Origin of the sequence: Mycobacterium farcinogenes (assembly GCF_019739075.1) — a bacterium.
GTDB lineage: Bacteria > Actinomycetota > Actinomycetes > Mycobacteriales > Mycobacteriaceae > Mycobacterium > Mycobacterium senegalense.
In genome coordinates this window covers 5,340,199-5,363,759 of sequence record NZ_CP081673.1, presented here as the reverse complement: position 1 = coordinate 5,363,759, position 23,561 = coordinate 5,340,199, and the positions used below count along the sequence as shown (strand labels likewise).

The following is a 23,561-nucleotide window of genomic DNA, read 5'->3' as shown; positions in this document are numbered from 1 at the left end:
CCTCTGTGACCGCGGTTGATGACTCGGTAACCGACGTAGCTCCCGCGCAGGCGGGCCCGCCGGCACGCGCACGTCGGCTGCGCATCCTGCGATACGCGGCCATCCTGACCTGGGCCGCCGTGGTGGTCTACCGCACCGTCACCGACGGTTTCGCGTTCAACCGCGAACTTTTGCTGCTCTACATCGCGACCGGTCTGCTGGCGGCCAGCATCGGGCAGGGCCGACGGATGCTCTATGTCATCCGCGACTGGCTGCCGTTCGCGGTGGTGCTGGCGGCCTACGACCTGAGCCGCGGTGCGGCCACCCTGGTCGGCCGGCCCACCCTGTGGCACTGGCAGGTCGACGCGGATCGGTGGATGTTCTTCGGCACCGTCCCCACGGTGTGGTTGCAGGAACGGCTGAAACTGCCGCACCCGCCGTGGTGGGAAGTGGTGATCAGCACCGTGTACATGTCGTTTTTCATCCTCCCCTACGTCGTGGCGGGTGTGCTGTGGCTGCGTGACCGCGAGGAGTGGAAGCGGTTCGTGCGCTTGTTCGTCGGGCTCTCCTTCGTGGCGTTGGCGATCTATGCCCTGCTGCCGGCCGCGCCGCCGTGGGCCGCGGCGCGATGCACCGCCGATGACGTGGACGGCGGGCCCTCCGGACCCAGGTGCATGTTCCGGTCGGCGCGCGAAGCCGTCGACGGCGGGCTGCTGGGCGCGATGCAGGACAGCCAGCACGGCGCGCACGAGTGGATCGAACGGATCGTCACCCGGGGCTGGGGCAAACTCAACCTGCACACCGCGACTGCGTTGATCGATCAGGGCCAGGCCAGCGTGAACCTGGTTGCCGCGATCCCTTCCCTGCATGCCGGGCTCACGGCCGCGGTCGCGGCGTTCTTGTGGAACCGGGTGAACCGCGGGTGGCGGCCGTTGTTGGTGGCCTATCCGCTCGTCATGGCCTTCACGCTGGTCTACACCGCCGAGCACTATGTGGTCGACATCCTGCTCGGCTGGGCCTTGGCAGCTGTGGTGCTGTTCGCGCTCAATCGCTACGAGGCGTGGCGGTCGAGCCCGCCTGTCCCGGTCCAACGGGACAACGAGCAGCCGGCGCCTGGTGCCGAACTCGACCCGGCCTGAGTGCCTTTCGCTTTGTCACGCTGGAGTGGCGGTCGAGCTCGAGAGCCACGCTGGCGTGACGAGCGTGGGTGGCCGCGCCGACCTCGCCCGCCCAGCGTCACGCTGGAGTGACCGCGGACGTCCACTGCCACTCCAGCGTGACAACGCGGCGGGCGAGACGGGCCGAGACCGACGACGTCATTACAACTATTGTGCGGTTGTCGGAAATTTGTAACACTGGGCGCATGGCCGATACGCATGTCGTCACCAATCAAGTCCCTCCACTGGAGGACTACAACCCCGCCACGTCACCGGTGCTCGCTGAGGCATTGATCCGCGAAGGCGGCGAGTGGGGCATCGACGAGGTCCACGAACTGGGTGCCATCAACGGCAGTGTCCAGGCTCAGCGCTGGGGTAAGCTGGCCGACCGCAACCAGCCCGTGCTGCACATCCACGACCGCTACGGCTACCGGATCGACGAAGTCGAATACGACCCGGCGTATCACGAGCTGATGAATGTGGCGGTCACCCACGGTCTGCACGGTGCCCCGTGGGCAGATGACCGCGAAGGCTCGCACGTGGTGCGCGCCGCCAAGACCTCGGTGTGGACGGTGGAGCCGGGGCACATGTGCCCGATCTCGATGACCTACGCGGTGGTGCCCGCGTTGCGGTTCAACCCGGAGCTGGCCGCCGTCTACGAGCCGCTGTTGACCAGCCGGGTGTACGACCCCGAACTCAAGCTCGCCTCGACGAAAGCCGGCATCACGGCGGGTATGTCGATGACCGAGAAGCAGGGCGGCTCCGATGTCCGCGCCGGCACCACCGAGGCCACGCCCAACGGCGACGGCACGTACTCGCTGCGCGGGCACAAGTGGTTCACCTCGGCCCCGATGGGTGACATCTTCCTGGTGCTCGCCCAGGCCCCGGGTGGCCTGAGCTGTTTCTTCCTGCCACGCATCCTGCCCGACGGCAGCCGCAACCGGATGTTCCTGCAGCGGCTCAAGAACAAGCTGGGCAACCACGCCAACGCCTCCAGCGAAGTCGAGTACGACGGGGCCACCGCTTGGTTGGTGGGCGAGGAAGGCCGCGGTGTGCCGACCATCATCGAGATGGTCAACCTGACCCGCCTCGATTGCACACTGGGCAGCGCCACCAGCATGCGCACCGGCCTGACCCGTGCTGTTCACCACGCCCAGCATCGAAAGGCGTTCGGCGCCTACCTGATCGACCAGCCGTTGATGCGCAATGTGCTGGCCGACCTGGCTGTGGAGGCCGAGGCCGCGACCATGCTGGCGATGCGGATGGCCGGCGCCACCGACAAGGCGGTCCGCGGCGACGCACGCGAAGCGCTGCTTCGCCGCATCGGCCTGGCGGCCGGCAAGTACTGGGTGTGCAAACGGGCCACCCCGCACGCCGCCGAGGCGATGGAATGCCTGGGCGGTAACGGTTACGTCGAGGATTCGGGTATGCCTCGGTTGTACCGCGAGGCCCCGCTGATGGGCATCTGGGAAGGCTCCGGCAACGTGAGTGCGCTGGATACGTTGCGCGCCATGGCAACCCGGCCCGAGAGCGTCGAGGTGCTGTTCGACGAGCTGTCCAAGACCGCTGGGCAGGACCCGCGGCTGGACCGCCACGTCACCACGTTGCAGACCGAGCTGGCCGACCTCGAGACCATTCAGTACCGGGCCCGCAAGGTTGCCGAGGACATCTCGCTGGCGCTGCAGGGCGCACTGCTGGTGCGTCACGGCCACCCGGCGGTGGCCGAGGCGTTCCTGGCCAGCCGGCTCGGAGGGCAGTGGGGCCAGGCGTTCGGCACGCTGCCGACCGGGCTGGACCTCGCGCCGATCCTCGAGCGGGCGTTGGTCAAGGGGTGACGGCTACTGTCGATCCGACACGAAACTGCCCTTTTCGAGCCGAGAGTGGGCAGCTTTGTGTCTGCTCGCGGGGAAGGTGACCCACCGCATGACCGTCGACTTCGACAATCTCAAGACGATGACCTATGAGGTCACCGATCGCATAGCGCGAATCACGTTCAACCGCCCCGAAAAGGGCAACTCGATCGTGGCGGACACCCCGCTGGAACTGCAGGCCCTGGTGGAGCGCGCGGACCTCGACCCGAACGTGCACGTGATCCTGGTGTCGGGTCGTGGCGAGGGCTTCTGCGCCGGATTCGACCTGTCCGCCTACGCCGACGGCACGGGCGAGGCCGGGGGCCACCGCTATGACGGAACCGTGTTGTCGGGCAAAACCCAAGCCGTCAACCACCTTCCGGATCAGCCGTGGGACCCGATGGTCGACTACCAGATGATGAGCCGGTTCGTGCGCGGCTTCTCCAGCCTGATGCATGCCGACAAACCGACCGTGGTCAAGATCCACGGCTATTGCGTGGCCGGCGGCACCGACATCGCACTGCACGCCGACCAGGTGATCGCCGCCTCCGACGCCAAGATCGGATACCCGCCGATGCGGGTATGGGGTGTTCCGGCCGCGGGTCTGTGGGCACACCGGCTCGGGGATCAACGCGCCAAACGCCTTCTGTTCACGGGCGATTGCATCACCGGTGCGCAGGCCGCCGAGTGGGGCCTGGCCGTCGAGGCGCCTGAGCCCGAGGATCTCGACGAGCGCACGGAGCGTCTCGTCGCGCGCATCGCCGCGATGCCGGTCAACCAGCTCATCATGGCCAAGCTGGCCTGTAACACGTCCCTGCTGCAGCAGGGCGTGGCAACCAGTCGGATGGTCAGCACCGTGTTCGACGGCATCGCCAGGCACACCCCGGAGGGGCACGCCTTCGTCGCCGACGCGGTCGAGCACGGCTTCCGCGAAGCGGTGCGCCACCGCGACGAACCGATGGGCGACTACGGGCGTAGGTCGTCCGGGGTCTGAGGTGCCCGTGCTCAAACGGATGACAGCCCGCTCGGTGGTGTTGAGCGTGCTGCTCGGTGCGCATCCGGCCTGGGCGAGCGCTGCCGAGTTGGTCCGGCTGACAGCCGATTTCGATATCAAAGAGCCGACGCTGAGGGTGGCGCTGACGCGCATGGTCAGCGCCGGGGACCTGGTCCGCTCCGAGGACGGCTACCGGCTGTCGGATCGGCTGCTGACCCGCCAGCGCCGCCAGGACGACGCGATCGACCCGCGGCTTCGCGAGTACGACGGGCAGTGGCTGACGCTGGTCATCACCAGTGTGGGCACCGATGCCCGCACCCGGGCGGCCCTGCGGAACACGTTGCAGCAGTACCGCTTCGGTGAGCTGCGGGAGGGAGTCTGGATGCGCCCGGACAACCTCGAGCAGGTGTTGCCCCAGGACATCACCGACCGGGTGCGGGTGCTGCGCGCCTGTGATCAGGATCCCGCTGATCTGGCCGCCAGGTTGTGGGATCTGCCGGGCTGGCGGCGCACGGGCGAGCTGTTGCTGCACGAGATGGCCGACGCGACCGATGTGCCGGGACGGTTCGTCGCGGCCGCGGGCATCGTGCGCCACCTGCTGGCAGACCCGGTGCTGCCGGACGAATTACTGCCCGACAACTGGCCGGGCGCCCAATTGCGCAAGGCCTACAACGACTTTGCCGCCGAGCTCGTCGAGCGGCGGGACGGCACCGAACTCATGGAGGCGACATGACCGACGCTGTGCGGGTGGACCGCAACGGACCGGTGACCACGGTGATCATCGATCGGCCGCATGCCCGCAACGCTGTCGACGGCCCCACTGCCGCGGCCCTGTTCGCCGCGTTCGAGCAGTTCGACGCCGACGACGATGCCGCGGTGGCGGTGCTGACCGGCGCCAACGGAACGTTCTGCGCCGGAGCCGATCTCAAAGCCTTCGGTACTCCGCAGATGAATGAGCTGCACCGCACCGGCCCGGGGCCCATGGGGCCGAGCCGGATGGTGTTGTCCAAGCCGGTGATCGCCGCGATCAGCGGCCACGCGGTGGCCGGCGGTTTGGAGCTGGCCCTGTGGTGTGACCTGCGCGTGGTCGAGGAGGACGCCGTGATGGGGGTGTTCTGTCGCCGGTGGGGTGTGCCCCTGATCGACGGCGGCACCGTGCGGCTGCCCCGGTTGATCGGGCAGAGCCGCGCCATGGACCTGATCCTGACCGGCCGCGCGGTCGACGCCACCGAAGCGCACGCGATCGGCCTGGCCAACCGGGTGGTGCCGAAGGGCCAAGCCCGCCGACATGCCGAGGAACTGGCCGCGGAGCTGTCCCGGCTACCGCAGCAATGTCTGCGGGCCGACCGTATGTCGGCACTTCATCAATGGGGCGAATCCGAAGAGGCGGCCATGGAATTCGAATTCGCCAGCATTGCCCGCGTAGCCGATGAGGCCGCCCGCGGTGCCGGTCGGTTCGCGGCGGGGGCCGGCCGGCACGGCGCCAGCGCCGACTAACCCTTGTTGATCTTGTTGTTGCTACCGGTGTTGTTGATCTTGGGGTCGCCTGCGGCATAGGTGATGGTGTTGTTGAGCCCGAAGATCGTCAGTCCCTTGTCGATCCGCTCGAACGTGATCTTGTTGTCGGATCCGCCGACGTTCACGTTGGCGCAGGTGCCCTTGACCGTCAACGTGTTGTTGGTGCCGCCCACGGTGAGTGACTTGCCGTCGGCGCAGTCGATGTCAGTCGTGGTGCCGACCGACATGTAGTTGATGGTGTTGCCGACTTCGAGATTGACCCCGGACTCGCCCGCGGTGGCGCTGGGCGTGGAGGTATCCGAGCTTTCGGAACCACAGGCCGCCAGGCTGAGGGCAGCGGCTGCCGCGCCGACTCCGAGGATCAGCTTGCTGTGGGGGAAACGGGTACGCACGGGTCTACTCTGCTTTCTTGCTCAGGCGCCCTGAGGCGCCGTCAGGCGGGCACGCGGCTGATCTGGTTGGTCATCCCCAGTTCACGGCCGCGGTCGACGAGTATCGGATCGCCGTTCTTGAAGAACACGGTCTGGTCATAGCCGTACACCGTCACGTCGTTGATGACGTTGTCGGCGATGACCACGTTGGACGACCCCTGCACGGCCACCGCCCAACACGTACCCAACGCGTTGACCCGGATGCCGGTTCCGTTGACGAACAGCGTGGCGTTGTTGCAGTCGATGGTCTGGTCGACGCCCTGGCCGGTGATGGTGGTGTCACCGTTCTTGGCCGCCGCGCCGGGAGCGCCGATGGTCAGTGCCAACGGCAACATGAGCAGTCCGGCAGTAGCTATCCGGCCCACAGCTGTCCATTTCACGGTGAGATCCCCTTCCGATCCGCTGCGAGAAGAGTACGTGGCGCGCTTGCGCCGTCGGCAAGTGTTGATCAGTTTGACGGGCGGTTGCCGACAGGTCGCGTGCGGTGTCCTTGCTGGGTACCGTGTTCAGCAATGCGTCGGTGTGTTGTTGCAGCTGCTGCCGTGGCAGTCACAGCCGTGGTGACCGTCGCGGGGTGTTCGCACACCATCGACGGCGCTGCCCAGCGCGCGTCGGCAGACACCGCCGATACCGATCGCAGTTTCGGGTACGTCGACGACCGGTGCGGGTTGCTCGTCGACAGCACGGTCCAGGAGATCCTGGCCGCCGACAACCTGGTGCGGCCGTACAGCGGTGCGGTCTGCCAGTACGTGTTGTCACGCAAGACCCAGCCCGGTCCCGAGGCGAATGCGGACTCGCCCGCGATGCTCGACGTGATCTTCTCGTGGTTCGAGAAGGGCTCGCTGGATCGTGAGCGAGCGGTGGCCCGCAGCCGGGATGCCGAGATCACCGACGTCGTGGTCGAGCGGCATCAGGCGTTCGTGGCGCGTCGCGACGTGACGGGCGCGGCCTGTGCGGCCACGGCGGCGGCCGGGTCGGGTGTGATCAGTTGGTGGGTGCAGTTCCGCAAGGCGGGCGGCGCGGTCCAGGCCGGCAAGGGTGACCCGTGCCAGGACGCCAAGAAGTTGCTGTCGGCCACTCTCCAGTCGGAACTCTGACCGTGACGTACCGCTACCTCGCAGCGAGGTGTCTGATCGGCGTCGCAGCGGCAGTCGCGCTGCTTACGGCGTGCGGATCGACCGACAAAGCCGCTGCCCCCGACTCGGTGCCCGTGGGCGACGGATTTCACGGCGCGGACTGCAACGGCATCACCGACGCCGACATCGCCGATGCCGTCGGCTCTTCGATGTTCACCAAGGCGGTGGTCAGCGACACCGGGTGTTTCTGGCAGGAGAACACGGTGCTGGGCACCTTCGGCGCCGGCATGGGCATCTCCACCTGGTGGTACCGGGGCAGTGACATGGACACCGAGAGGACGCTGGAGACCCGGGCCGGACGCACGCTGACCGAGCTGTCGATCGACGGCAACAAGGGCTTCCGTGCCTCGGATCCCAATGTCTGCAGCATCTACGTGGCCAAGGGTCAGGACGTGATCACGTGGTCGATTCAGACGATGAACCCGGCCAGCCTGCCCGACCTGTGCCAGGTCACGGAGAAACTCGCCCGGCTCAGTCAGGGCCGGGTGAACTGATCTGCGCTGTCAGAGGGGCTACAGTTTCACGGCGACCCGAATGGCGGCGTCAATCACATCGACTCGAAGGCAGTGCCACATGTCAGCTCGGCCGGAGGCACAGGCGGCGGGAACTCGGCGTTCCCAGTCCCGGCCGGCGCGCACCACGAAGCTCAGCCGTGACGCGATCGTCAATGCGGCGCTGACGTTCCTGGACCGTGAGGGCTGGGATGCCCTGACCATCAATGCGCTGGCCGGCCAGCTCGGCACGAAGGGCCCGTCGCTCTACAACCACGTGCACAGCCTCGACGACCTGCGCCGCACGGTTCGGATGCGCGTGATCGACGACATCATCGAGATGCTCAACACCGTCGGTGCCGGCCGTACCCGCGACGATGCGGTGGCGGTCATGGCCAGCGCCTATCGCAGCTACGCGCATCACCACCCCGGCCGCTACTCGGCATTCACGCGGATGCCCTTCGGTGGGGACGACCCGGAGTACTCGGCGGCCACCAAGGCCGCGGCCGGGCCGGTCATCGAGGTCCTGACCTCTTACGGCCTGGAGGGGGAGGACGCCTTCTATGCCGCACTGCAGTTCTGGTCGGCTCTGCACGGGTTCGTCCTGCTGGAAATGACGGGTGTTATGGACGATATCGACACCGATGCGGTGTTCACCGATATGCTGCGACGACTGGCCGCAGGTATGGGGCAGTCGGAGTCGTAGCGTCTGACCTGGGATTAGGTCGTCGTGAGCGGGTTTGGTTCGTCGCGCCCAGCCCTGGTATTGTGGTAGATCGTGCCTGGCCGGAAGGCGCACGTGGCTGAGTGTTTCGCTAGCGTGCCCGCACGCCGGGCGAATTTGCATGTCTAACACGCATCGGAATTCCGCCGGTGTGAGCACGTGCGACACGCCCGGGCGCGGGGTACGCGGCCGGGGGATAACTGCAGTACAGAGACTTAGAACAGCAAGAAGCAACACAGAGAAAGCCGGTACATGCCAACCATCAACCAGCTGGTCCGCAAGGGTCGCCGCGACAAGGTCGCGAAGGTCAAGACCGCGGCCCTCAAGGGCAGCCCGCAGCGCCGTGGCGTGTGCACCCGCGTGTACACCACCACCCCGAAGAAGCCGAACTCGGCGCTTCGCAAGGTCGCTCGCGTGAAGCTGACCAGCGGCGTTGAGGTCACCGCTTACATCCCCGGTGAGGGTCACAACCTGCAGGAGCACTCGATGGTGCTGGTGCGTGGTGGTCGTGTGAAGGACCTCCCCGGTGTCCGTTACAAGATCATCCGCGGGTCGCTGGACACCCAGGGTGTCAAGAACCGCAAGCAGGCCCGTAGCCGTTACGGCGCCAAGAAGGAGAAGAGCTGATGCCGCGCAAGGGTCCCGCGCCGAAGCGTCCGTTGGTCAACGATCCGGTCTACGGGTCGCAGCTGGTCACCCAGCTGGTCAACAAGGTTCTGCTGGACGGCAAGAAGTCGCTGGCCGAGCGCATCGTCTACGGCGCGCTGGAGCAGGCTCGCGACAAGACCGGCACTGATCCGGTCGTCACCCTCAAGCGCGCGCTCGACAACGTCAAGCCCGCCCTCGAGGTGCGCAGCCGCCGCGTCGGTGGTGCCACCTACCAGGTGCCGGTCGAGGTCCGCCCCGATCGCTCCACCACCCTGGCCCTGCGTTGGCTGGTCAGCTTCTCCAAGGCCCGTCGTGAGAAGACCATGATCGAGCGCCTCGCCAACGAGATCCTCGACGCCAGCAACGGCCTTGGCGCCGCTGTGAAGCGTCGTGAGGACACTCACAAGATGGCCGAAGCGAACCGGGCTTTCGCGCACTACCGCTGGTGACACCCGCGCCCGGCATCCAGCGTCGGGTGCCGGTAAGCGCGCAATCGAACACCTAATCAAGCAAGCGAAAGAGTTGGGAAGACTTCCGTGGCACAGGACGTGCTGACAGACCTGAACAAGGTCCGCAACATCGGCATCATGGCGCACATCGACGCCGGTAAGACGACGACGACCGAGCGCATCCTCTATTACACCGGCGTCAACTACAAGATCGGTGAGACGCACGACGGTGCCTCCACCACCGACTGGATGGAGCAGGAGCAGGAGCGTGGTATCACCATCACCTCCGCAGCCGTGACCTGCTTCTGGAACAACAACCAGATCAACATCATCGACACCCCCGGGCACGTCGACTTCACCGTTGAGGTGGAGCGTTCGCTCCGTGTTCTTGATGGCGCCGTCGCAGTGTTCGACGGCAAGGAGGGTGTTGAGCCCCAGTCCGAGCAGGTGTGGCGTCAGGCCGACAAGTACGACGTGCCCCGGATCTGCTTCGTCAACAAGATGGACAAGCTCGGTGCGGACTTCTACTTCACCGTGCAGACCATCAAGGACCGCCTCGGCGCCAAGCCGCTGGTGATCCAGCTGCCGATCGGTGCGGAGAACGACTTCGAGGGCATCATCGACCTGGTCGAGATGAACGCCAAGGTGTGGCGCGGCGAGACCAAGCTCGGTGAGAGCTACGAGACCATCGAGATCCCCGCCGAGCTGGCCGACAAGGCCGCCGAGTACCGCAGCGAGCTGCTGGACACCGTCGCCGAGACCGACGAGGAACTTCTGGAGAAGTACCTGGGCGGCGAAGAGCTCACGATCGATGAGATCAAGGGCGCGATCCGCAAGCTGACCGTGGGCAGCGAGCTGTACCCGGTGCTGTGCGGCAGTGCGTTCAAGAACAAGGGTGTGCAGCCGATGCTGGACGCCGTGATCGACTACCTCCCGTCGCCGCTGGACGTCGAGTCCGTCAAGGGCCACGTCCCGGGCAAGGAGGACGAAGAGGTTCTGCGCAAGCCGTCGACCGACGAGCCGTTCGCCGCGCTGGCCTTCAAGATCGCCGTGCACCCCTTCTTCGGCAAGCTCACCTACGTTCGCGTGTACTCGGGCAAGGTCGAGTCCGGTGCCCAGGTCGTCAACGCCACCAAGGGCAAGAAGGAGCGTCTGGGCAAGCTGTTCCAGATGCACGCCAACAAAGAAAACCCTGTGGAATCCGCCAGTGCGGGTCACATCTATGCCGTGATCGGCCTGAAGGACACCACCACCGGTGACACCCTGTGCGATCCGAACCAGCAGGTCGTGCTGGAGTCGATGACCTTCCCGGACCCGGTTATCGAGGTGGCCATCGAGCCCAAGACCAAGAGTGACCAGGAGAAGCTGGGCACCGCGATCCAGAAGCTCGCCGAAGAGGACCCGACCTTCAAGGTGCACCTGGACCAGGAGACCGGCCAGACCGTCATCGGCGGCATGGGCGAGCTGCACCTGGACATCCTGGTGGACCGCATGCGTCGCGAGTTCAAGGTCGAGGCCAACGTCGGTAAGCCGCAGGTGGCCTACCGCGAGACCATCCGCCGCAAGGTGGAGAAGGTCGAGTTCACCCACAAGAAGCAGACGGGTGGATCCGGCCAGTTCGCGAAGGTGCTCATCGACCTCGAGCCGTTCGTCGGCGAGGACGGTGCCACCTACGAGTTCGAGAACAAGGTCACCGGTGGCCGCATCCCGCGCGAGTACATCCCGTCGGTGGATGCCGGTGCGCAGGACGCCATGCAGTACGGCGTGTTGGCCGGCTACCCGCTGGTGAACCTGAAGGTGACGCTGCTCGACGGCGCCTACCACGAGGTCGACTCCTCGGAAATGGCGTTCAAGGTGGCGGGTTCGCAGGTGCTGAAGAAGGCCGCCCAGGCGGCCCAGCCGGTCATCCTCGAGCCCATCATGGCTGTCGAGGTCACGACGCCCGAGGATTACATGGGCGATGTGATCGGCGACTTGAACTCCCGCCGTGGTCAGATCCAGGCCATGGAGGAGCGCAGCGGTGCGCGTGTCGTCAAGGCGCAGGTGCCGCTGTCGGAGATGTTCGGTTACGTGGGCGACCTTCGGTCGAAGACCCAGGGCCGGGCGAACTACTCCATGGTGTTCGACTCGTACGCCGAAGTTCCGGCGAACGTGGCGAAGGAGATCATCGCGAAGGCGACGGGTCAGTGAGCATCGATGGCCGCTTGCGGCCAAGGCGCGAACTGGGCCGGAGTCGAGCCATCGATCACGCGAAGGCGACGGGTCAGTAAGCTCGTCGCGGCAACTCGCGGGCACACAACTGAACACATCGAAACTGCTTTAACCAAAGCACCAACAAGTCCAGGAGGACACCACAGTGGCGAAGGCGAAGTTCGAGCGGACGAAGCCGCACGTCAACATCGGGACCATCGGTCACGTTGACCACGGCAAGACCACGCTCACCGCAGCAATCACCAAGGTTCTGCACGACAAGTACCCCGATTTGAACGAGTCGCGCGCATTCGACCAGATCGACAACGCGCCTGAAGAGCGTCAGCGCGGTATCACCATCAACATCTCGCATGTTGAGTACCAGACCGAGAAGCGCCACTACGCACACGTGGACGCCCCCGGCCACGCCGACTACATCAAGAACATGATCACCGGTGCCGCCCAGATGGACGGCGCGATCCTGGTGGTCGCCGCGACCGACGGCCCGATGCCGCAGACCCGCGAGCACGTGCTGCTGGGCCGCCAGGTCGGCGTGCCCTACATCCTCGTGGCGCTGAACAAGTCGGACATGGTCGATGACGAGGAGCTCCTCGAGCTCGTCGAGATGGAGGTCCGCGAACTGCTGGCCGCCCAGGAGTTCGACGAGGACGCCCCGGTCATCCGCGTGTCCGCGCTGAAGGCACTGGAAGGCGACCCGAAGTGGGTCAAGTCGGTCGAGGACCTCATGGAGGCCGTCGACGAGTCCATCCCGGACCCGGTTCGTGAGACCGACAAGCCGTTCCTGATGCCCGTCGAGGACGTCTTCACCATCACCGGTCGTGGCACCGTGGTGACCGGTCGCGTCGAGCGTGGCGTGATCAACGTCAACGAAGAGGTCGAGATCGTCGGCATCCGCCCGACCACGACCAAGACCACCGTCACCGGTGTGGAAATGTTCCGCAAGCTGCTCGACCAGGGCCAGGCCGGCGACAACGTCGGTCTGCTGGTTCGTGGCATCAAGCGCGAGGACGTCGAGCGTGGCCAGGTTGTGGTCAAGCCCGGCACCACCACCCCGCACACCGAGTTCGAGGGCAGCGTCTACATCCTGTCCAAGGACGAGGGCGGCCGCCACACGCCGTTCTTCAACAACTACCGTCCGCAGTTCTACTTCCGTACCACGGACGTGACCGGCGTGGTGACCCTGCCCGAGGGCACCGAGATGGTGATGCCCGGTGACAACACCGACATCTCCGTCAAGCTGATCCAGCCCGTCGCCATGGACGAGGGCCTGCGCTTCGCGATCCGCGAGGGCGGCCGTACCGTCGGCGCCGGCCGGGTTACCAAGATCATCAAGTAGGCTCCGCCTACTGGGATCACCTAAGTGATGATCTGACCTAGTACGCGAAAGCCCCCGAAATCTCACAGATTTCGGGGGCTTTTGCGTACCTGCTGAAGGGGCGGCGGACGGACACGCGCATGTCGCGCGGCTGGGTGATAGTTTGGCGGAGGCGACGTCGTTGAAACTGCAACGGTCGGGACCGCGATCGTTACGGGGCGAGCTAGAGATGGACGTTGATGTGACAGAACCGATCTCGGCGTCGGTGCCGCTCGCCGACCGGATCCGGACGCAATTGAGTCCGTCACGAATCGTGGCCGGGGTCTCGACAACCGTGGCGGTCGCCGCGGTGGGAACCCTGGTCTGGGTGGTCGGGCACGAACCCGAGAAACCGGCGGCCGAGACCGAGAGGCCCGTTGCCGCCGCGGCGGCGGCACCGGTCCCACATGCGCAGCAAGTAGCGGCCCATCCCGCGCCGTCGGTGATTCCGGATGTGTTGCCTTCGGTGACACCGTCGCCGAAACCGCCGAGTCGGGCGACGTCGTCGCTGCCGGTCTTCGGCGGGCCCAGCCGGGGTGCCAATATCGCGAGCCGTTCCGAACCGGTGCTGCCCTCGTTGCCCGAGGCGCCGGCTGAGCTACCGACCATCTCCTGGCCGCAGTTCGACGCGGCGGCCGTGCAGCCGCCGTGGTCGACGTTGATCGACACGAATGCGCAGAACACCGCGGGCACCATCGCTTCTTCGGTTTCCGGCGGGGTCGGTGGCATCGGTGGCGGCGCATTGGATTTCCTGGGCGCCGTCATCACCGCCGCCAACTACGGCAATCAGAACTCCGGATTACCGTCTCCGGATGGTTTGACCGCGCTGATGCTGGGCCCGGCAGTTGCCGGAGCGGGCATGCCGGCCCTGCCGCCTCCGCCGGCGTTCGACTTCACGAAGTTACCGCCACCGCCGGCGTTCGATTTCTCGAAGCTGCCGCCACCGCCGTCCTTCGATTTCTCGAAGCTGCCGCCCCCGCCCGCGCTGCCGCCTCCGCCCCCGCCTCCGTCGTTCGACAATCCGCTCACCAAGCTGCCCAGTATCACCCGGGCGGTCGGCCTCCCGTTCTGATCCCACGGGCCTGCTGTAACGCATGTGATCCGTGAGGCGATGGATCCCACATAGACCGAAGGGTATGGGGGTCCGCTGATGTTTCGACGGGTAGGTGCACTGGTAGGCGCCGCTGTGGTCGCCGGTGCGACGCTGATCGGCTTGGCCGGCCCGGCCACGGCGATCCCCGGATGTCCGGACCTGCACTGGATCGGCGTCGCCGGCTCAGGCGAGCGTGACGATCCCACGGTCAACGCCGGCATGGGCCGCGTGGTCTACAACTCGCTGCGCGACCTGAATCAATGGGTCCAGCAGGATGGGCGCACCATGACCGCCGAGGCCGTGGCTTACCCGGCGGCACCGGTGCCGGCAGACGGAGACCTCCTGGGTTGGGGCGGCTTCATGAGCAGCGTCGACGCCGGCGTGGCGGCTCTGGGAAACCAGTACGCCGCCTTCACCCAGCAGTGCCCGTCCAGCAAGGTGGTCCTGGCCGGCTACTCGCAGGGCGCGATGGTGGTGCACCGCAATCTGGCCGGCCTGGCGGGTAGCCCGAATCTGGTCGCCGCGTTGTTGGTGGCGGATGGCGACCGGTTGCCTGCCGATCCCACCGTGAACTTGGGGACCGCGACGGCTATGCCGGGGGCCGGCAAGGGCGTCGCACAGGACTGGCCGATCCTGGCCCACGCTCCGGCGCCGCTGCCCGCCACGGTCGGCAGCCGCACCATCAGCGTGTGTGACCGCGGCGACGCGGTGTGCGACTACGACGAGGACGCCGAAGAGGTGACGGCCACCGCCATCGCGGTGCACACCAGCTATGCCCGGTCGAGTAGCGGGGGATACCGCTGGACGTGGCCGCTGTACCGGATGCTGGGCCCGTCGCCGATGCAGCAGCAGACGGTGCCGACGGCGATCGCGCCCGATGGAGTCGTTCACTCCTGATTTGCGTGGTCTCTGGCGCTAATCTGATGGCGCCCGCGATGACGACAGGAGACCGCGATGTCCACATTCTGGCGGTACATCCGCATTCAGGCCTTCGTACTGTTGTGCGGCATCGTAGGTCCGATCTTCCTGGTCATCTACTTCGCCGGCGGCGGTGACCCGTTGCTGAAATGGATGTTCTGGACGGGCCTGTTGGTCACCGCCATCGATGTTCTGATCGCGCTGGGGCTCACCGCTGCCGGGTCGAAGTCGGCCGCGCAGAACCAGAAGCTCGAACAGGTCGGCGTGCTGGCCATGGCCCAGGTCACCGGAATTCACGAGACCAACACCCGCATCAACGAGCAGCCGTTGGTGAAGCTGGATCTGCAGATCTCAGGGCCCGGCATCGCGCCGTTCGCCAGTCAGGACCGCGTGCTGGCCTCGGTGTCGCGGCTGCCCATGATCACCAATCGCAAGTTGGTCGTCCTCGTCGACCCGGCCACCAACGAATACCGGATCGATTGGGAGAGAAGCAGTCTGGTCAGCGGCCTGATGCCGGCGACGTTCACGATCGCCGAGGAGAACAAGACCTACGACCTCACCGGTCAGTCCGGCCCGCTGATGGAGATCCTGCAGATCCTCAAGGCGCACGGCATCGCCGTCAACAGCATGGTCGATCTGCGGGCCAATCCGGTGGCCCGCGAAGAGGTTCAGGCCGTGGTGCGGCGCGCGGCCGCACAGCAGGCGGCGCCGTCGTCGCCGGTGGCCGGCACGGAACCGGCCGCGCCGTCGGCCCCATTCCTCGCGCCGCCCGCGCCGTCGACGGCCCAACGCCTACAGGAACTGGAAACGCTGCGGGCGACGGGCGCCGTCAGCGAAGACGAGTACGCGGCCAAACGACAGCAGATCATCGCCGAGCTCTGATCTGGACCCCGGTCAACCCGATTGTTGCGTTTACTGTTTGGGTCCGGCACGTTCACCGGCTGTTTGGTGAACGTGATCTATGGTTAGCCGCATTCACGATCGTTCCGGTACCGGCCAACGCACTGCGAAGGACGACATATGAGCACGGCTGAACCGAAGACAGATTTGACGGGTGAAAAGGTCAGTCTGCCGACGCTGACCGCGATGGTGGTCGGCTCGATGGTGGGCTCGGGGGTCTTCCTGCTGCCGCGCCGGTTCGGCGCGGAGTCCGGTGTGCTGGGGGCGATCATCGCCTGGACCATCGCCGGCACGGGAATGTTGATGCTGGCGTTCGTATTCCAGCGGCTGGCCACCCGCAAGCCCGATCTGGATGCCGGGATCTTCGCCTACGCCAAGGCCGGATTCGGCGATTACGTCGGATTCAACTCGGCCTTCGGCTTCTGGGCCTCGGCATGTGCGGGCAACGCGTCGTACTGGGTTCTCATCATGACCACCGCCAGCGCGATGTTCCCGCAACTGGGCGACGGCAGCACAGTGCTCGCGGTGTTGGTGTCGTCGATCGGGGTGTGGCTGTTCTGCTTCCTGATCCTGCGCGGGGTCAAGGAAGCGGCGGTGATCAACCGGATCGCCACAATCGCCAAGATCGTCCCTATCGTGGCGTTCATCGTGATCGCACTGGTCGCGTTCAAGGCCGGGGTGTTCGCCGACAATTTCTGGGGCGGGTGGAAGGCCGAGGGTGGCCCGTCGGCCTCGGTGTTCGAACAGGCCAAGGGCACGATGCTGATCACGGTGTTCGTGTTCATGGGTATCGAGGGTGCCAGCGTGTATTCGCGTTACGCGAAGAAACGTGAGGACGTCGGCCGCGCGACCGTCATGGGATTCCTTTCCGTACTCGCTGTTTTCGCTCTGGTCACTCTGGTGTCCTACGGCGTATTGCCGCAGTCCGAACTCGCGAACGTAAGCCAGCCGTCCATGGCCTCGGTGCTCGAATCCATCGTGGGTCCATGGGGTTCGGTGTTCATCCGGGCCGGCGTCGTGCTCTCGGTACTGGGGGCGTACTTGGCCTGGACGCTGATGGCCGCCGAGATTCTGTACATCCCGGCGAAATCCGAGGACATGCCGCGGTTCCTGGCCCGCACGAACAGCCACGATGCGCCGGTGACGGCCTTGGTGTTGGCCGGTGGCCTGGTGCAGTTGCTGCTCATCCTGCTGCTGTTCACCTCCGAGGCCCTGGATTTCATGCTGGACCTCACCGCGGCGCTGGCGCTGATTCCCTACTTCCTGGCCGCCGGTTACGCCCTCAAGCTGGTGCTGACCCGGGAGACCTACGAGGACCGGAGACCTCCGCTGGCGGACGGCGTGGTGGCCGGGCTGGCGACGGTGTACACGTTGTTCCTCGTCTACGCCGCCGGATTCGACCATCTGCTCCTGTCGTGCATCCTCTACGCGGCCGGGGCGGTCCTGTACGTGATGGCCCGCCGGGAGCGCGGCCTGCGGCTGTTCACGGCGCCGGAGGCGGTGTTGTTCGTGATCATCCTGCTCGGGGCGGTGGCCGGCATCGTCGGGTTGTTCACCGGACACATACAGATCTAGTGCCACACAACGTGAAAGGAAGATGATGTCGAATCCGTCCGGCACGTACGGCGTGCACTCCGAGGTCGGAAAGCTGCGCAAGGTACTGGTCTGCTCGCCAGGTCTGGCCCACGAACGACTCACCCCGACCAACTGTGACGATCTCCTGTTCGACGACGTGTTGTGGGTGCAGAACGCGCGGCGCGACCACTTCGACTTCATGGACAAGATGCGCGACCGCGGGGTGGAGGTCGTCGAGCTGCACAACCTGCTCACCGAAACGATCGAGATTCCCGAGGCCAAGGCGTGGTTGCTGGATCGCAAGATCGTGGCGAACGAGGTGGGCGTCGGGTTGGTCGACGACACGCGCGGATTCCTGGATTCCCTTCCGGAGCGCCGGCTCACCGAGTTCCTAATCGGCGGCCTGTCCACCCGGGATTTGCCCGCTGAGGTTCGTTCGGGGTACCTGGCGCTGGCGCGCGAGGACACCGGGGTCAACGAATATCTGATGCCGCCGCTGCCCAACACGCTCTACACCCGCGACACCACCTGCTGGATCTACGGCGGGCTGACGCTCAACCCGTTGTTCTGGCCGGCCCGGCACGACGAAACCTTGCTGATGAAGGCGATCTATCAGTTCCATCCCGACTACGTGGGCTCGACGGTGTGGTGGGGTGACCCGGAAAAGTCATGGGGCCAAGCCACTCTCGAAGGCGGAGACGTGTTGATCCCCGGCAATGGCGTGGTGCTGATCGGGATGAGCGAACGCTCCTCCCGGCAGGCGATCACCCAGGTGGCCGCGGAACTGTTCGCCAGCGGCGCTGCCGAGAAAGTGATCGTCGCGGGCATGCCCAAGCTACGTTCTGCCATGCACCTGGACACGGTGTTCACTTTCGCCGACCGTGATGTGGTGACCATCTATCCCGAGATCGTCGACAACATCGTCGCGTTCACCCTGCTGCCCAGTGATACCGAGCCGGGTGTCGAGGTGGTGCCGGAATCCAAACCGTTCATCGAGGTGGTGGCCGGAGCGTTGGACCTGCCGAAGCTTCGTGTCGTCGAGACCGGCGGCACCGCCTACGACTCGGAGCGGCAGCAGTGGGACAGCGGCAACAATCTCGTCGCCGTCGAACCCGGGGTGGTGTTCGCCTATGACCGCAACACCCACACCAACTCTCTGCTCCGCAAGGCCGGCGTAGAGGTGATCACGATCGTCGGTGCCGAGCTGGGCCGCGGCCGAGGTGGCGGGCACTGCATGACCTGCCCGATCATCCGCGATCCCATTCAGTGGTAGGAGTCCAGGAACACGTTCTACTTCTGCTGTTAGCCTGTGGCCAGGCTCACTGAAAGGACCCAGGGATGGCGGCAGGTAACGGAACTCTGGAAGGCCGGGTGGCATTCGTCACCGGCGCTGCGCGCGGTCAGGGACGCGCGCACGCGGTGCGGTTGGCCAACGAAGGTGCCGACATCATCGCGATCGACGTGTGCCGGTCGGTCGGCGACACGATCACCTATCCGGCCGCGACGTCAGAGGATCTCGCCGAGACCGTCGCCGCCGTGGAGGCCGCGGGCCGCAAGGTGCTGGCGCGTGAGGTCGACGTCCGTGACCTGGCGGCCCAGCAGCAGGTGGTGGCCGACGGTGTCGAGCAGTTCGGCCGGCTCGACGTCGTGGTGGCCAACGCCGGGGTGCTCAGCTGGGGTCGGCTGTTCGAGCTTTCGCCCGAACAGTTCGACACCGTCGTCGACGTCAACCTCAACGGCACCTGGCGGACCATCCGGGCCGCCGTGCCCGCCATGATCGAGGCCGGCAATGGCGGGTCGATCATCATCGTCAGCTCTTCGGCCGGGCTCAAGGCCACGCCGGGCAACGGGCACTACGCGGCCTCCAAGCACGGCCTGGTGGCTTTGACCAACACGTTGGCACTTGAGGTGGGGGAGTTCGGTATTCGGGTCAACTCGATCCATCCCTACTCGATCGACACCCCGATGATCGAGCCGGAGGCGATGGCGGAGATCTTCGCGAAGTACCCGAGCTACCTGCACAGCTTCGCGCCCATGCCGTATCACAAGGTGACCGACGGCAAGAACGAGGGACTCGCGGCGTTCATGGCGCCGGAAGAGGTTGCCGATGTCGTGGCGTTCCTGGCCAGTGACAACTCGGCGACCTTGTCGGGCAGCCAGATCGCCGTCGACCGGGGCGTGCTCAAGTACTGACCGGGCTACCGGCGCGCCTGGATCAGCACGTCGGCGAACTGGTCGACGGCCCAGTCGAGTTCGTCTGCGGTTACCACCAGGGGAGGGGCGAACCGCAGGGTCGAGCCGTGGGTGTCCTTGACCAAGACCCCACGTTCGGCCAATGCGAGGCCGAATTGCTTGCCGGTGCCCAGATCTGGGTCGATGTCCACGCCCGCCCACAGGCCCATGCCGCGCACCGCGGTGACTCCGTGCCCGATCAGCCCGGTGAGCCGCTGGTGTAGGCGGGTTCCGAGTTCAGTTGAGCGGCGCTGGAATTCGCCACGTTGCAGCATGCCCACCACGGTGGTCCCGATGGCCGCGGCCAGTGGGTTGCCGCCGAAGGTGGAACCATGTTCGCCGGGGTGCAGAACGCCGAGGATGCCTTGGTCGGCCACCACCGCGGACAGTGGCACCACGCCACCGCCGAGGGCCTTGCCGAGCAGGTACACGTCGGGAATCACATCCCAGTGTTCGCAGGCGAAGGTGCGCCCGGTGCGGGCCAGGCCGGACTGGATCTCATCGGCGATCATCAGCACGCCGTTGCGGATACAGGTGTCGCGGACGCGGGGCAGGTAGTCGGCCGGCGGAACGATGATCCCGGCCTCGCCTTGGATGGGTTCGATCAGGACCGCGGCCGTGTTCTGGTCGATCGCCTCGTCGATTGCTCGGTGGTCGCCGAAGGGCACCGAGCGGAATCCGGGGGTGTACGGGCCGAAGCCGCGGCGGGCGGTGTCGTCGTCGGAGAAGCTGATGATCGTGGTGGTGCGGCCGTGGAAGTTGTTGTGCGCCACCACGATGTTGGATTCGCCGGCGGGAACGCCCTTGACATCGGTGGCCCATTTGCGGGCCACTTTGATGCCGCTCTCGACGGCTTCGGCGCCACTGTTCATCGGCAGCACCATGTCCTTGCCACACAGTTCGGCCAAGGCTTCGGCGAACGGGCCCAGGCGGTCGGAGTGGAAGGCGCGGCTCACCAGGGTCAGCCGATCCAGTTGGGCGTGTGCGGCGGCGATGATCTCCGGGTTGCGGTGGCCGAAATTGACCGCCGAGTACGCGGCCAGGCAGTCGAGGTAGCGCCGGCCGGTCACATCGGTGATCCAGGCTCCCTCGGCGCTGTGGGCCACCACCGGCAGCGGTGAGTAGTTGTGGGCGACATGGCGATCGTCGAGCGCGATGGCCTGGGCGATCGCAGAATCCGGGGTGGCCTGATTGTCCACGCTGTCCAGGATGGTCATGAATGTAGCTCCAGGGTGCAGCATTTGACGGATCCTCCGCCTTTGAGGAGTTCGGACATGTCGACGCCGACCGGCTCGAATCCGGCCCGGCTCAGTTGTGCGGCGAATCCGGTCGCGGCTGCGGGCATCACGACGTGGCGGCCGTCGGACACCACGTTGAGGCCGAGGACGTATGCGTCGGCCGATCCCACTTCGATGGCGTCACCGAACAGGTCGGCCAACTGCTCTCGGGCGGCGGCGCTGAAGGCCGGGGGATAGTAGGCGATCGTCGAATCGTCGAGCACGGCCAAAGCCGTGTCGAGGTGATAGAAGCGCGGGTCGATGAGCTCCAGGCTGGTGACCTCGAGGCCGGTGATGGCCGCGATTTCACCGTGGGCTCGCAGGTCGGTGCGAAAGCCGTATCCGGCCAACAGTTTTGATCCGACGAGCAGCAGGTCGCCCTGGCCTTCGTTGACGTGTTCGGTGCGAACCGGACGGTAGCCGGCCGCAGTCATCCACTCGGCATAGGCGTCGGCCTCTGCGGCGCGCTGCGGGTAGGCGAATCGTGCCACCACCGCGATGTCCCCGCACAGGAAGCCCCCGTTGGCGGCGTAGACCATGTCGGGCAGGCCGGGGCGCGGGTGCACCAGGTCGACGGTGTGGCCCAGTTCGACGTATACGCGGCGCAGCGTGTCCCACTGGGCCAGTGCGAGTGAGGGATCCACCGGCGTGGCGGTGTCCATCCACGGGTTGATCGCGTATTCGACGGTGAAGTACTTCGGGGCGGTCATGGCGTAGTGGTGGGTGGCGGCGGTCCGAGCTTCGGGCGCAGCCTCGGGCATGACTTCATCGAAGATGGTCATGAATCGACGATATGAAGTGCTCGTAGCACAATCAATCACCGTTCATTGCGTGATGAGTAGAGATACATTGCACAAATCGTGATACTGCGACGGTTTATTGCGTGGAGGGTGATGTGGACCGTTTGGATGACACCGACGAGCGGATTCTGGCCGAACTCACCCAGCACGCCAGGGCGACATTCGCCGAGATCGGGCAGCGCGTGAACCTGTCGGCGCCCGCGGTCAAGCGGCGGGTGGACCGCATGGTCGCCGACGGGGTGATCCGGGGCTTCACCACCGTGGTCGACCGCAACGTGCTCGGTTGGAGTACCGAGGCGTACGTGCAGGTGTTCTGCCAGGGCACCATCGCGCCGGACCAGTTGCGCGCCGCCTGGATCGACATCCCGGAAGTGGTCAGCGCGGCCACGGTGACCGGCACCGCCGACGCGATCCTGCACGTGCTCGCCCGGGACATGCGTCACCTCGAGGAGGCCCTCGAGCGCATCCGGTCGACGGCACGGATCGAGCGCAGCGAGAGCATCGTGGTGCTCACCAACGTCATCGACCGGGGCCGGCCGTAACGTCACTTAGGAGAACGTCGGCATCAGCGGCCGGCCTGGGCAAACGTAGGGTGCCCTACAACGTTTGACCCCGATCGTGTAAAAACCCCACGTGACTACTTCAGCGGGATCAGCAGCGGGCATCGTCATCGTCGGCGGCGGCTTGGCTGCGGCCCGGACGGCCGAACAGCTGCGCCGCTCGGAGTACGCCGGGCCCATCACCATCGTCAGCGACGAGGACCATCTGCCCTACGATCGGCCTCCGCTCTCCAAGGAAGTGCTGCGCGCCGAGACGGATGACGTGACGCTCAAGCCGGCCGAGTTCTACGCCGAGAACAACATCACGCTGCGGCTGGGTTCCGCGGCGCAATCGGTGGACACCGCGGCCAAGACCTTGAAGCTGGCCGATGGCAGCGACGTGGCCTATGACGAGCTCGTCATCGCCACCGGCCTGGTGCCGAAACGCATTCGGGCGTTCGGTGATCTGGCGGGCATTCATGTGCTGCGGAACTACGACGAGAGCATGGCCCTGCGCGAGCAGGCCGGAAAGGCTTCGCGGGCCGTGGTGGTCGGCGCGGGCTTCATCGGCTGCGAGGTGGCCGCGAGCCTGCGCAAGCTGGGCGTCGAGGTGGTGCTGGTGGAACCGCAGCCGACGCCGTTGGCCTCGGTGCTGGGTGAGCGGATCGGGGCATTGGTGACCCGGCTGCACCAGGCCGAAGGTGTCGACGTGCGTTGCGGTGTCGGCGTGAGTGAGGTGCGTGGCGCCGAGAAGGTCGAGCAGGTCGTGCTGGGCGACGGCACCGAGCTCGACGCCGACCTGGTTGTGGTCGGTATCGGTTCGCATCCGGCGGTGCAGTGGCTCGAAGGCAGCGGTATCGAGCTCGACAACGGCGTGGTCTGCGATGAGGTGGGCCGCTCCAGCGCTGCGGGCGTGTGGGCCATCGGCGATGTCGCGTCGTGGCGCGATCACGTGGGAGGCCAAGCGCGCGTTGAGCATTGGAGTAACGTCGCCGACCAGGCCCGGGCCATGGTGCCGGCGATCCTGGGCCAGGAGGCCTCGCCCGTGGTGTCGGTGCCGTACTTCTGGAGCGATCAGTACGACGTCAAGATCCAGTGCCTGGGTGAGCCCGAGGCCGACGACGTCGTACACGTGGTGGAGGACGACGGACGCAAGTTCCTGGCCTTCTACGAGCGCGACGGCGTGGTGGTCGGCGTGGTCGGCGGCGGCATGCCGGGCAAGGTGATGAAGGCCCGCGGCAAGATCGCCGCAGGCGCCCCCATCTCCGACGTCCTGGGCTGACCT

Annotated in this window: 24 protein-coding genes; 20 read left to right on the top strand and 4 right to left on the bottom strand. The window is 66.2% G+C overall.

Going from position 1 to position 23,561, the window contains the following annotated elements; translation table 11 throughout:
- Window positions 1–5 precede the first annotated feature (5 nt).
- The 5 genes from K6L26_RS25655 (at window position 6) to K6L26_RS25635 (ending at window position 5,477) form a co-directional block, all read left to right on the top strand.
- Complete coding sequence (locus K6L26_RS25655) at window positions 6–1,118, top strand: phosphatase PAP2 family protein (protein ID WP_064896485.1); 1,113 nt, start codon at window positions 6–8, stop codon at window positions 1,116–1,118.
- A 224-nt stretch (window positions 1,119–1,342) separates the two neighbouring features.
- Entirely contained in the window at window positions 1,343–2,971 is a 1,629-nt protein-coding gene (locus K6L26_RS25650; RefSeq protein ID WP_221851959.1) for an acyl-CoA dehydrogenase family protein, read from the top strand.
- Between the two features lie 88 nt (window positions 2,972–3,059).
- Window positions 3,060–3,980 carry a crotonase/enoyl-CoA hydratase family protein gene (locus tag K6L26_RS25645; protein WP_019347813.1) on the top strand — a complete coding sequence of 307 codons (921 nt, stop codon included), beginning with the start codon at window positions 3,060–3,062 and terminating at the stop codon, window positions 3,978–3,980.
- Window positions 3,981–3,999: 19 nt separating this feature from the next.
- A complete protein-coding gene (locus K6L26_RS25640; protein ID WP_047036432.1) occupies window positions 4,000–4,713 on the top strand; it encodes a PaaX family transcriptional regulator C-terminal domain-containing protein in 714 nt (237 codons plus the stop codon).
- Window positions 4,710–5,477, top strand: a complete 768-nt coding sequence (locus K6L26_RS25635) for a crotonase/enoyl-CoA hydratase family protein (RefSeq protein ID WP_019348729.1) — start codon at window positions 4,710–4,712, stop codon at window positions 5,475–5,477. The genes K6L26_RS25640 and K6L26_RS25635 overlap by 4 nt, the downstream gene beginning before the upstream one ends.
- On the opposite strand, the gene K6L26_RS25630 is transcribed toward K6L26_RS25635, so the two are convergent.
- Together K6L26_RS25630 and K6L26_RS25625 are read right to left on the bottom strand one after the other, a co-directional pair.
- Window positions 5,474–5,890, bottom strand: a complete 417-nt coding sequence (locus K6L26_RS25630) for a DUF3060 domain-containing protein (RefSeq protein ID WP_019348730.1) — start codon at window positions 5,888–5,890, stop codon at window positions 5,474–5,476. The genes K6L26_RS25635 and K6L26_RS25630 overlap by 4 nt on opposite strands.
- A 41-nt stretch (window positions 5,891–5,931) precedes the next feature.
- A complete protein-coding gene (locus tag K6L26_RS25625) occupies window positions 5,932–6,264 on the bottom strand; it encodes a DUF3060 domain-containing protein (protein ID WP_019348731.1) in 333 nt (110 codons plus the stop codon).
- A gap of 177 nt (window positions 6,265–6,441) precedes the next feature.
- Between K6L26_RS25625 and K6L26_RS25620 the strand changes: the two genes are divergently transcribed.
- The 13 genes from K6L26_RS25620 (at window position 6,442) to K6L26_RS25560 (ending at window position 19,621) form a co-directional block, all read left to right on the top strand.
- A complete protein-coding gene (locus K6L26_RS25620; protein ID WP_047036329.1) occupies window positions 6,442–7,026 on the top strand; it encodes a DUF3558 domain-containing protein in 585 nt (194 codons plus the stop codon).
- A 2-nt stretch (window positions 7,027–7,028) separates the two neighbouring features.
- Window positions 7,029–7,559, top strand: coding sequence for a DUF3558 domain-containing protein (locus tag K6L26_RS25615; RefSeq protein ID WP_245008642.1), 531 nt, complete (start codon window positions 7,029–7,031; stop codon window positions 7,557–7,559).
- A gap of 79 nt (window positions 7,560–7,638) precedes the next feature.
- Window positions 7,639–8,262, top strand: a complete 624-nt coding sequence (locus tag K6L26_RS25610) for a TetR/AcrR family transcriptional regulator (protein WP_019344482.1) — start codon at window positions 7,639–7,641, stop codon at window positions 8,260–8,262.
- Window positions 8,263–8,532: 270 nt separating this feature from the next.
- A complete protein-coding gene (gene rpsL / locus K6L26_RS25605) occupies window positions 8,533–8,907 on the top strand; it encodes a 30S ribosomal protein S12 (protein ID WP_003881867.1) in 375 nt (124 codons plus the stop codon).
- Entirely contained in the window at window positions 8,907–9,377 is a 471-nt protein-coding gene (gene rpsG, locus K6L26_RS25600; protein WP_003881868.1) for a 30S ribosomal protein S7, read from the top strand. The genes rpsL and rpsG overlap by 1 nt, the downstream gene beginning before the upstream one ends.
- Before the next feature lie 87 nt (window positions 9,378–9,464).
- Window positions 9,465–11,567 (top strand): elongation factor G, encoded by a 2,103-nt coding sequence (gene fusA / locus K6L26_RS25595; RefSeq protein ID WP_019344481.1) that lies wholly within the window; start codon window positions 9,465–9,467, stop codon window positions 11,565–11,567.
- Between the two features lie 166 nt (window positions 11,568–11,733).
- Entirely contained in the window at window positions 11,734–12,924 is a 1,191-nt protein-coding gene (gene tuf, locus K6L26_RS25590) for an elongation factor Tu (protein ID WP_003881870.1), read from the top strand.
- Between the two features lie 220 nt (window positions 12,925–13,144).
- Entirely contained in the window at window positions 13,145–14,014 is an 870-nt protein-coding gene (locus K6L26_RS25585) for a hypothetical protein (protein WP_221851957.1), read from the top strand.
- A gap of 78 nt (window positions 14,015–14,092) precedes the next feature.
- Complete coding sequence (locus K6L26_RS25580; protein WP_047036333.1) at window positions 14,093–14,932, top strand: cutinase family protein; 840 nt, start codon at window positions 14,093–14,095, stop codon at window positions 14,930–14,932.
- Window positions 14,933–14,989: 57 nt separating this feature from the next.
- Window positions 14,990–15,835: an SHOCT domain-containing protein gene (locus K6L26_RS25575; protein WP_019344478.1), complete on the top strand. Its 846-nt coding sequence runs from the start codon at window positions 14,990–14,992 to the stop codon at window positions 15,833–15,835.
- Between the two features lie 138 nt (window positions 15,836–15,973).
- On the top strand, window positions 15,974–17,428 hold the full coding sequence (locus K6L26_RS25570) for a basic amino acid/polyamine antiporter (RefSeq protein WP_064896477.1): 1,455 nt from the start codon (window positions 15,974–15,976) through the stop codon (window positions 17,426–17,428).
- Between the two features lie 25 nt (window positions 17,429–17,453).
- Window positions 17,454–18,701 (top strand): arginine deiminase, encoded by a 1,248-nt coding sequence (locus K6L26_RS25565; protein ID WP_043368158.1) that lies wholly within the window; start codon window positions 17,454–17,456, stop codon window positions 18,699–18,701.
- Window positions 18,702–18,766: 65 nt separating this feature from the next.
- Window positions 18,767–19,621, top strand: coding sequence for a mycofactocin-coupled SDR family oxidoreductase (locus tag K6L26_RS25560; protein WP_019344475.1), 855 nt, complete (start codon window positions 18,767–18,769; stop codon window positions 19,619–19,621).
- A gap of 5 nt (window positions 19,622–19,626) precedes the next feature.
- On the opposite strand, the gene rocD is transcribed toward K6L26_RS25560, so the two are convergent.
- Window positions 19,627–20,877, bottom strand: coding sequence for an ornithine--oxo-acid transaminase (gene rocD, locus K6L26_RS25555; RefSeq protein ID WP_065064499.1), 1,251 nt, complete (start codon window positions 20,875–20,877; stop codon window positions 19,627–19,629).
- Window positions 20,874–21,719: a dimethylargininase gene (gene ddaH / locus K6L26_RS25550; RefSeq protein ID WP_221851956.1), complete on the bottom strand. Its 846-nt coding sequence runs from the start codon at window positions 21,717–21,719 to the stop codon at window positions 20,874–20,876. The genes rocD and ddaH overlap by 4 nt, the downstream gene beginning before the upstream one ends.
- 113 nt (window positions 21,720–21,832) lie before the next feature.
- Here ddaH and K6L26_RS25545 point away from each other — a divergent pair, with 113 nt between their 5' ends.
- Window positions 21,833–22,279 carry an Rv2324 family transcriptional regulator gene (locus tag K6L26_RS25545; RefSeq protein WP_043368157.1) on the top strand — a complete coding sequence of 149 codons (447 nt, stop codon included), beginning with the start codon at window positions 21,833–21,835 and terminating at the stop codon, window positions 22,277–22,279.
- Window positions 22,280–22,370: 91 nt separating this feature from the next.
- Complete coding sequence (locus K6L26_RS25540; RefSeq protein ID WP_036389089.1) at window positions 22,371–23,558, top strand: NAD(P)/FAD-dependent oxidoreductase; 1,188 nt, start codon at window positions 22,371–22,373, stop codon at window positions 23,556–23,558.
- Window positions 23,559–23,561: the final 3 nt, after the last annotated feature.